Annotated in this window: 9 protein-coding genes; 3 read left to right on the forward strand and 6 right to left on the reverse strand. The window is 71.3% G+C overall.

Features of this window, described 5'->3' with window-relative positions; all coding sequences use genetic code 11:
• Window positions 1-153: 153 nt before the first annotated feature.
• From ACWD4B_RS33905 to ACWD4B_RS33925, 5 genes are all read right to left on the reverse strand, one after another.
• The gene (locus ACWD4B_RS33905; protein ID WP_451424380.1) at window positions 154-1,065 is read right to left on the reverse strand and encodes a LysR family transcriptional regulator; all 912 of its coding nucleotides are present in this window, start codon (window positions 1,063-1,065) and stop codon (window positions 154-156) included.
• A 221-nt stretch (window positions 1,066-1,286) separates the two neighbouring features.
• On the reverse strand, window positions 1,287-1,955 hold the full coding sequence (locus ACWD4B_RS33910) for a type 1 glutamine amidotransferase domain-containing protein (protein ID WP_451424381.1): 669 nt from the start codon (window positions 1,953-1,955) through the stop codon (window positions 1,287-1,289).
• Window positions 1,956-1,980: 25 nt separating this feature from the next.
• Entirely contained in the window at window positions 1,981-2,709 is a 729-nt protein-coding gene (locus tag ACWD4B_RS33915) for an HAD family hydrolase (protein ID WP_451424382.1), read from the reverse strand.
• A gap of 114 nt (window positions 2,710-2,823) precedes the next feature.
• Window positions 2,824-3,384: a type 1 glutamine amidotransferase domain-containing protein gene (locus ACWD4B_RS33920; RefSeq protein WP_451424383.1), complete on the reverse strand. Its 561-nt coding sequence runs from the start codon at window positions 3,382-3,384 to the stop codon at window positions 2,824-2,826.
• A 30-nt stretch (window positions 3,385-3,414) separates the two neighbouring features.
• The gene (locus ACWD4B_RS33925; RefSeq protein WP_451424384.1) at window positions 3,415-4,194 is read right to left on the reverse strand and encodes a cupin domain-containing protein; all 780 of its coding nucleotides are present in this window, start codon (window positions 4,192-4,194) and stop codon (window positions 3,415-3,417) included.
• A gap of 302 nt (window positions 4,195-4,496) precedes the next feature.
• On the opposite strand from ACWD4B_RS33925, the gene ACWD4B_RS33930 reads away from it, so the two are divergent.
• The 3 genes from ACWD4B_RS33930 to ACWD4B_RS33940 all read left to right on the forward strand — a co-directional run bounded on the left by ACWD4B_RS33930 (window position 4,497) and on the right by ACWD4B_RS33940 (window position 7,269).
• The gene (locus ACWD4B_RS33930) at window positions 4,497-5,276 is read left to right on the forward strand and encodes a DJ-1/PfpI family protein (RefSeq protein WP_451424385.1); all 780 of its coding nucleotides are present in this window, start codon (window positions 4,497-4,499) and stop codon (window positions 5,274-5,276) included.
• Complete coding sequence (locus tag ACWD4B_RS33935; protein ID WP_451424386.1) at window positions 5,273-6,481, forward strand: ferritin-like domain-containing protein; 1,209 nt, start codon at window positions 5,273-5,275, stop codon at window positions 6,479-6,481. The genes ACWD4B_RS33930 and ACWD4B_RS33935 overlap by 4 nt, the downstream gene beginning before the upstream one ends.
• Before the next feature lie 65 nt (window positions 6,482-6,546).
• Complete coding sequence (locus ACWD4B_RS33940) at window positions 6,547-7,269, forward strand: SDR family oxidoreductase (protein ID WP_451424387.1); 723 nt, start codon at window positions 6,547-6,549, stop codon at window positions 7,267-7,269.
• A gap of 111 nt (window positions 7,270-7,380) precedes the next feature.
• On the opposite strand, the gene ACWD4B_RS33945 is transcribed toward ACWD4B_RS33940, so the two are convergent.
• Window positions 7,381-8,820, reverse strand: coding sequence for an aminotransferase class I/II-fold pyridoxal phosphate-dependent enzyme (locus ACWD4B_RS33945; protein WP_451424388.1), 1,440 nt, complete (start codon window positions 8,818-8,820; stop codon window positions 7,381-7,383).
• Between the last annotated feature and the right edge of the window lie 179 nt (window positions 8,821-8,999).

Raw genomic sequence — 8,999 nt, forward strand, 5'->3', positions numbered from 1 at the left:
CACTGGTGTACAGAGGTGTACTATACCTAACACCCCCCCCGGGGGTCCGGGGCGAAGCCCCGGGAACGTCGACTGCGGGCGCGTCGTGGCTGATCGCGCCCACGCGGCGGAGCCGCATGATGTAACAGCCCCGCGCCCCTGACGGGGCACCTTCTACCCCCACATCTGCGCCTGCAGCAGCAACAGCCCGTGCACCAACTGCACATGCGGCTGTGCCGGCCCCCCGGCACGGGTAGTGAGGTACACCGTGTTGATCGGCGGCACCTCCGGCTCCAGCAGCGGCACCACCTCGCCCCGCGCGAGCTCCTCCCGGCACAGATACGTCGGCAGGACGGAGATGCCGGCCGAGGCGCGCACGGCCGCCAGCACGCCGCGCAGGTCGGGCACCACCACGGCGGGCACGGTCCCCGGGACGTCCTCGAAGACGTTGCGCCAGTAGCAGCGCAGATAGGGCAGGGACTCGGCGTAGGCGATCACGGGGTACTTCTCCAGGACCGCGGGGCCCTCCTCCGGCAGCCGGTCCACGGGGATCTCGTCGCGCAGCCGGCGCGAGGCGAGGAGCATGTACTCCTCGTCGAAGAGCGGGTGGGCGAAGAAGGCCCGGGCGCGCGGCCGCTTGGTGGTGAGCACCAGGTCGTAGCGGCCGTCCGCGAGATCCTGCAGCAGCTCGTCGGACGGTCCGAAGCCGAGCCGCAACTGCAGGCCCTGCTGGACGAGTTCGCCGAGGGCGGGCAGGACGCGGGTGGTGAGGAGTTCGTTGGGGCCGCCGAGGCGGACGGGTCTGCTGGTCATCGACTTCGGGCAGGCCACCAGGCGGTCGACGACCGCGCCCAGGGCGTCGATGGGCGCCTGGACGTCGCGCATGAGCGTTTCTGCGGTCTCCGTGGGGCGGACCCCTTCCGGGAGCCGCTCGAACAGCGGTCTGCCGAGTTTCTTCTCCAGCCCCCGGATCTGCTGGGTGACCGCGGGCTGGGAGAGTCCCAGTTCCCGCGCCGCGCGGGTGAACGAGCCGCGCCGGTAGACGGAGACGAATGTGCGCAACCAGCTCAACCGCAGTGCCTGCATGGTGGCTTCCCCCCGTTTGCACCATCATCTGTGTGTTCGCTGTTCATTCGCTCGGACGCTCGGCGTTGCCGAGCCGTTGCAGTACGGCGGCAGTACTGCGGCAGTGCCGCAGCAGTACGGCCTCGGTCTTTGCGGACCTCGGGCCGCCGGATCGTGCGGAAGCACCAGCCCCTCCCCAGGAAGCCGGTGCTTCGTCGCTGCGGTCGCGCCTGCTGCCGTGTTCAGTGCCGCAGCGCCTCCAGGGCCAGCAGGGCCACGCGGTGCGCGGAGGCCGGGTTCTGCCCGGTCACGAGGCGGCCGTCGGCCACGGCGTGCTCGGTGAAGTCGGGCGCCTTGGTGAACTTCGCGCCGCGCCGCACGAGCGTGCTCTCCAGCAGGAAGGGCACGACGCCGGTGAGGCCGACGGCGGCCTCCTCCGCGTCGGTGAAGGACGAGACCTGCTTGCCCTCGACGAGGTGACTGCCGTCGGAGAGGCGCACGTTCACCAGCCCGGCCGGGCCGTGGCAGACGGCGGCCACCACTCCCCCGCGCTCGTACACCCGGGCCGCCAGTCCGGCCAGGGCGGTGGCGTCGGGGAAGTCCCACATGGTGCCGTGCCCGCCGGCGTAGAAGAGGATGTCCACGTCCTCGGCGGCCACCTGCCCGGCGGCGGGCGTGGCGGCCAGGGCCTCCCGGTGCTCCTGGAGGAAGTCCCCGACGACGGTGTCGCCGGGCTTGACGCCGTCCTGCGGCGGGGCCCCGCCCAGGACCGAGACGAAGCCGATCTCGCAGCCCGCCGCCCTGAACACCCGGGCGGGGTGGGCGACTTCGGGTACGTAGAAGCCGGTTCTCCGGCCGGTGTCGCCCAGTTCTCCGTGGCTGGTCAGGGCGAATCGTACTTTCACCGTCATGACGAGTCCTCTCTTCGGTCGTGGGTCAGGCCGTCAGCCGGGCCAGTTCCGGCAGGTACACCCGGCGCATGCGGCGCTGCAGTGCTGTGCGTACGTGGTCGTCGGTGTGGTAGCCCCAGTAGGCCCACAGCGTGCGGGCGCCGGTGTCCCGCACCTGGAGGGCGTTGCGCAGGTTGTCGTCGACGAACGTGGCGTGCTCGGGCCGCAGTCCGTCGCCCTCGACGAGCTCCAGGACCGCGGTGCGCTTGTCGGCGCACTCGCCGACGACGGACGCCACCGTGCGGTCGAGACCGTGGTGGGCGAGGATCTCCCACACGGACGCCTCGTCCTTCGCGGTGACGATGCTGGTCCGCCGCTCGTGCCGTTCCATCAGGGCGCGGATGCCGGGGTAGAGCCGGTGCATGGCCAGCCACTGGCCGCGGTGCCGGCGGCGGAGTTCGGCACGCAGCGCGGCGGCGCCCGCGGCCTGCCGGGTGCACCGGCCCGCGGGCAGTGCGGCGTACAGCGCGTCGAACTCGGCCTGGGTGCGGACGGATTCGCTGCGCGGGTCGTTCGCCACCATGAAGTGCTCCAGCAGCCGGGAGTGCTTCCGTACGGTGCGGAACCGGTCGAGGAAGGCCGGGGGGAGCGCGGCGGCCAGCTCGGCGGGCGGTGCGGCGGCGGTCGCCCGGGGATCGGCCCCGGCGTGACGGGTGACGACCGCGCATTCCTCGAAAGCGTCACAGACGACGCCGTCGAAGTCGAGTATGAGCATCGAAAGTTCCTCCCTCGGCCCGGACCGGGTCGGGACGGGTGCGCGGGGACGGGCGGGGGTTCTCGGGACGGAACGGCTCGCCCGTCCCCGCGCTCAGGTGGCCCGCCCGCACGCTCAGGCGGCCACCGGCTCCCGGTCGCCCGTCCGCGTCCGGACGGTCTCGAAGACGGCCTGCATGAACCGGCCGACGTAGCCGTAGTAGGAGCAGGTGATGATGTGCCCGTCGACGGTCACGTCACTGTCGACGACGTGCGCCCCCGCGTTGATCACGTCGTCCCGCAGGCCCACGTAGGCGCACGCGGTGCGGCCCTTGAGCACCCCCGCGCTGACCATGATCCACGGGCCGTGGCAGAGCCCCGCGACGACCTTTCCGGCGGCGTCCATCCCGCGCACGAAGTCCAGCACCCGCGCGTCCTGGCGCACCCGGTCCGGGGCCTCGTGGCCTCCGGTGAGGATGACGGCGTCGTAGGCGGCGACGTCCAGTTGACCGAAGGAGACGAGCGGCTTGGCCGTCTTGTCCATGGGCAGCGGAATACCGTATTTTCCGGTGACCTCGCCGCCGTCCTTCGTGGCGACGTCCGCCTGCCAGCCCTCTTCCAGCAGCCGGTAATAGGTGTAGACGACGTCGTGGTCCTGGAAGCCCGGACCGGTGATGATCACTGCGCGACGGTTCATGGTGTTCCTCTCTTTTCTTTTCAGGAAGCTTCAGGAGGCGACGGAAAGGCTGAGGTAGTACTCGTCGACGGCCGGCCGTCGGATGTCGCCCTGTGCCGGTGCGAGGATGTCCAGTTCGCCGGTGACCACTCCGGCGGGCCCGAGCGGAATGTGGAAGAGGTCCTCCCGGCGCCGCCGGTAGAAGATGTCCATTCCGGCGCGGATCTCGAAGCGGAATTCCGCACAGGGCGAGCGGTCCCGCATCCTCGCCTCGGGCAGATACGGCACAGGGCGGACCGGGAGTTCGTCGAGTTTCCGGTGCTCGGACTCGTACGCGGTGTTCTCCCGCCGGTAGCCGTCGCGCAGCCGGATGAGGTCGAACTTGTTGCGCGGCGCCTCGACCTCGACCAGCGCGAGGGGCCCGGGGCCCGGGGAGACGGTGGAGTGGAAGGCCCCGCCGCCGATCCGCAGCACCGTCCCGGCGCCCACCGGGTGTTCGCCGGACAGGGTCCTGGTCACGCCCTGCCCCGCGAGGCAGAGCAGATAGGTGAGTTTGCGCGGGTGGACGTGCAGCGACGTGGCGTGCCCCGCCTCGATCGTCAGGTGCCACACGTCGAGGAAGTCGTCGGCGAAGACCCGGTACTCCAGCCCCCACGGCTTGGGGATCACCTCGTCGAGGTGCGCGTCGGCGTCGTGCTGTTCGTTCCCCACCCGGCTGCCCCTGCGCACCGCGTCCCGGAGCGCGGCGAAGTCCCGCGGTCCCGGGTCGATGCGTACGACGGGATTGCCCCGTGCGGCCACGGGCACATGTGCATCTGCGATCTCGGTCACGCTTCCCCCTGTTGCGTGCTCTCTTCACCCGCCCCGGCGAAACCGTCCCCAACCCCTCGCTCCGCGGGCCGACATGGGCCGACGCTATACCCGGCGGGAATCGGCCTCCAAATAGCTCTTCCGGCACCCCCCATAATGAACCGTGTGGCAACCATCCATGGGATGTGCAGCATTGCATGCGAAGTTGAATTCCGGATCTCCGCACCGTGTTGCTTATGTCCCGGACAGGTTCCCTTATTTGCCGCCCCGGACGCCCCGCTGATTCACTCTGCTGCGTCAGCGAATCCGAGGGGGGAGCCACCGTGCAGACCGGAGCGACCGGCACCGTCGATTCCATTGCGGTACTGGGCTATGAGAAGTGCAGCGAGCAGGACACGATCACCCCGCTGGAGATCTTCAAGGGCGCCGCCATGGTGACCTCCGGCGGCATCGCGCCGTGGCAGCGGGAGGTGCAGCCGCGGGAGCTGGACGTGCGGCTGGTGGGGCTGGACCCCGGCGTCGTCACGATGCAGATGGGCACCCAGGTGATCGCCGACTCGACCCTGAAGGAGGACGAGCTCTTCGACGTCCTCTACGTGCCCGGCGGCGTCGGCTCCGGTGAACTCACCTCCGACGAGCGGGTGCTGGGCGCGATCCGCAGGCACCACGAGGCGGGCAGGGTCGTCGCCGCCAACTGCTCCGGCGTGGGCGTGCTGGCCCGCGCGGGCGTCCTGGACGACTCCCCCGTCACCTGCGTCGCGGCCGTCGCCCGCGGGCTGCGCGCCGAGGGGTTCAACGTGCCGGTGGGCCGCAGGATGTGGATCGGCAACCCCGCCACCGGCATCTGGACCTCCACCGGCTCCTACGGGGTGCACGGCGGGGCCGTCGCCCTGGTGGCGCACTACCTCGGGCGGGAGACCGGGACGATCGTGTCGATGATGTTCGACACGCTGAGCGGCCTGGGCGACGTGATCTTCGAGGAAGTGGGGCCGGAGTTCTACCACCACCCCGAACTGGAGGAATCCTTCCAGGACTACTTCCAGGACATGCTGCTGCCCCGCGTGGCCGCGGACGCGCCGGCCGCCGCGGAGGCCCGCCGGTGAGCCCGCGCTCCGTCGTCACGGCCGTCACCCCGCCGGCCGCCGCGGCGCGGCCGGGTCCGCCGATCCGCACGACGCCCACCGGCATGCGCGACCTGGACTGGATCCGCGGCGCCCTGCAGACCGCGATCGCGCTGGAGCACGCCACCATGCCGCTGTACTCCGCCGCGATGTACTCGCTCGAAGTGCAGAACTACCCCTCCTACAACATCATCCGCAGCGTGCTGATGGAGGAGATGGTCCACATGGCCGCCGCCGCCAACATGCTGGCGGCACTGGGCGGTTCGCCCGCCATCGGCGGCCTGGCCCCCGACTGGCCGGCCGCCGGGCTGCCGGGCGGCGTGATGCCCGACCTCACGGTGGTCCTCGCCCCGCTCTCCCCGCGCCACCTGGCCGACTTCATGCGCATCGAGGCCCCCGTCTTCCTGCTCACCGAACGGGAGCGGCGCCCCGCCTACCCCACCATCGGCCACTTCTACGACGCCCTGCGCGAGGCCGTCGCCGCCAACGCCGACGCCGTGCGCCGCGCGGTACGGACCGGGGGCCCGGCCCACCAGGTCGGCGGCAACCTGGGCTACCCGGTCTTCGGCCGGGACGACGAAGCCGCCGACCCCGTCGAGCAGTTCCTGAGCACGCTCGACCTCATCACCGACCAGGGCGAGGGCGCGCACTCCGCCACCGTCGAGGCGGGCGACGCCTACCAGCACGAGGGCTCGCACTACGCCCGCTTCGCCGAACTCCGCCACCAGCGGCGCTATCTCCCGCCCGAGCCCGGCATCCCGTTCACCCGCAAGACCGAACCGGCCTTCTTCCAGGGCCAGGAGATCCCCTGGCCCGTGGTCATCAACACCCTCGCCGTACCGTCCGACGGCTACGCCGCCGTGCTGGCGCAGGACCCGGACGCCCCGGCCGCAGCCAAGGAACTGGACGCCTTCGACGCCGCCTACACCGCGATGATGACCGCCCTGGACCTGGCCTGGAACGGCCCCGAGGAGACCTCCTGGCCATCGCTCGGCGCGGCGGTGGAGCGCATGAACGACATGCGCGTCCTCTCCTGCTTCAGCATCATGCGCCAGGAGATCCCCGCAGAGACCGTGGAACGCCTGGACGTCCTCTACCCCGAGGAGTACAAACTGCTGGCCGAGTACACCGACCTCGGCCGGCCGGTCTTCTACGGCCCGCGGTTCCGCAACAACGCGGCGCGCTGAGGCCCGGGTTGCGGGAGAATCACGCGGTGCCCGATATATCCGCCGACACCACGGGGAGACGTCCAGTGACCGACCACGACCGCGCCCACAGTCCCGTCACACTGATCACCGGCGGCTCCACCGGCATCGGGGCCGCCACCGTGCACCGGCTGCTCAAGGCCGGCCACCGCGTCGCCGCCACCGGCCGCAGCGCCGACAGGCTCGCCGCCCTCGCCGAACAGGCGGCCGCGCCCGGGCAGTTGCTCACCCTGCCCGGCGACGCCACCGACCCGGCGGCCGTCGCCGCGGCCGTGGCGGGCACGGTCGAGCGGTTCGGCCGGCTCGACCACGCCGTCGCCAACGCCGGCTTCTCCACGCACGACAGCGTCGCCGACGGCGACCCCGAGGGCTGGCGCGACATGGTCCTCACCAACGTCCTCGGCCCCGCCCTGCTGGTGAACGCCGCCCTGCCCGCGCTGCGGGAGAGCCGCGGCCGGATCGTGCTCCTCGGCAGCGTGGCCGGGGTGAAGAACACGCCCGGCAACATGTACTCCGTCACCAAGTGGGCCGTGCACGCGCTGGCCGAGAACACCCGGATGCAGGTCACCGCGGACGGGGTCGGGGTGAGCCTGATCGCGCCCGGGCGGGTGGAGACGCCGTTCTGGGACGGCCACCCCGGCGGGGCCCGGCCGACCGGGCCCGCGCTCACGGCAGACGCCATCGCCGAGTGCATCGCGTGGGTGCTGGCGCAGCCCGAAGGCACGGACGTGAACCAGGTGTTGGTGCGGCCGGTCGGCCAGCCGATTTGACGGCGCCGCCCCGTAGGGGCGCGGGGAACGTCGGCTGCGGGCGCGTCGTGGCTGATCGCGCCCACGCGGCGGAGCCGCATATGTAAACAGCCCCGCGCCCCTTACGGGGCGCTACGGCCGCAGCGGAGCCAGCGCAACCCCGATCCGCTGGACCGCCGCCACGACGGCCGGGGTCTCGAAGGCCGTGTAGCACAGCCGGAAGTAGCCGGGTTCGGCACAGGACAGCGTCTGGCCGGGAAGCAGCAGTACGTTGGCCTCCGTGGCGATGTACCAGCGCAGCCACTCCTCGGCGGTGTTGATGTCCGTGAAGACGACCGGCAGGGCCACGCCCCCGGGCTTGCGGGCCTCGCCCGTGAACTGCGCCGGGATCTGCCCGTCGGCCGGGAAGTGCGGCCCCGTCTCCGGCCGGAGCAGGACCGGGGACACCGGCAGGTGGTCGCGCAGGTCCAGCCAGAAGAACTGCGCCGGGTTCTGTCCCTCCCGGAAGACGTACGGGATCCCGGCCTCGTCCAGCGCGCCGCGCACCTGCCGGAACGCGCCCGTCAGGAGCTTCTTGTACTCGTCCATCAGGGCCAGGGCGTAGCTCTTGCCGGGGGCCGGGGTCGTCAGCAGCCTGCCGACGACGAAGTGCTTGAGGGAGTCGAACGGGCTGAACCAGGCGTACGTCTCCGTGCTCGCGGTGCCCTTCATCGCGGCGTGCACCACCGGCGAGCGGGAGATGACGACGCCCGCCTTGAAGCCCGAGAGCCCGAAGTCCTTCGCGAACCCCCAGACGACGTGGACCCGTTCACGGGCGTCCTCGATGTCCTGGTAGGCGTCCAGGTCCAGGGCGCTGACGAAGGGCAGGTCGGCACCCTCGATCTGGGAGTGCGCGTACATCTCGTCCGAGATGATGTGCATGCCCGTCTCGGTGAGCGCCCAGGTGTAGACGGCCTCCAGGAGATCCTTGTCGTAGTTCACGCCCAGCGGGTTGTGGGGGTTGGTGAGGACGAGGAGCCTGGGCGGCTCGGGCTGGGTGCGGTAGGCCCGCTTGAGGTCCTCCAGCGTGAGCTCGAAGTTCTCCAGGCCCCGTTCCCTGAGGTGGACGGGCGCGCAGACGAGCCCGGGACGCTGCTCGAAGCACCACTTGAAGCCCTGCCAGAAGGGTGCTGGGAGCAGCACCCGGTCCCCGCGCCGCAGGATGCCTCCCTCTTCGAGGGCGAAGGCCAGGCATTCGAGCGCGGCCGAGACGCCCGACGTGCCGAAGACGTCGTCCGGTTCGAGGTCCCGGGAGAACACGGGCCGGAGCATCTCGGTGACGGCGGAGCGCAGTTGGGGCGTGCCGTAGGTGGCGCCGGGGTAGCGGACGTCCTTCTCGCCGAGGACGCCGAGGTGGTCGAAGACGTTCTCCTTGAGCGACGGGTAGAGCAGCACGTTCTCGGCGGTGGCGAGGTTGAGGGCGTCGGGGAAGAACGCGGCGACGGCGGCCAGCCGGCGTTCCGGGTCGGCGATCCCTGCGAGGACTGCGGTGAGTTCGGCCGGGGTCGGGAGGTCCTTCGCGTGCGCAGCCATGGGCGTTCCTCCTGTGGGCGGGACGGTCCGGTGCCCTCCATGCTTCGCAAGAGGGGGCACAAGGGACAGAGCGCCGATCGGCCAACGCCGGTATCCGGCCAACGCCCGCGCCCCGTAAGGGGCGCGGGGAACTGCGCGACAAGCCACGACGCTCCCGCAGTCAAAGTCCCAGGGTGGTG

Source organism: Streptomyces sp. NPDC002536 (genome assembly GCF_053594995.1).

What these genes read in the sequence shown, in the direction of transcription:
- ACWD4B_RS33905 (WP_451424380.1), bottom strand. Translation starts at nt 1,065, where the DNA reads ATGCAGGCACTGCGGTTGAGCTGGTTGCGCACATTCGTCTCCGTCTAC.
- ACWD4B_RS33910 (WP_451424381.1), bottom strand. Translation starts at nt 1,955, where the DNA reads ATGACGGTGAAAGTACGATTCGCCCTGACCAGCCACGGAGAACTGGGC.
- ACWD4B_RS33915 (WP_451424382.1), bottom strand. Translation starts at nt 2,709, where the DNA reads ATGCTCATACTCGACTTCGACGGCGTCGTCTGTGACGCTTTCGAGGAA.
- ACWD4B_RS33920 (WP_451424383.1), bottom strand. Translation starts at nt 3,384, where the DNA reads ATGAACCGTCGCGCAGTGATCATCACCGGTCCGGGCTTCCAGGACCAC.
- ACWD4B_RS33945 (WP_451424388.1), bottom strand. Translation starts at nt 8,820, where the DNA reads ATGGCTGCGCACGCGAAGGACCTCCCGACCCCGGCCGAACTCACCGCA.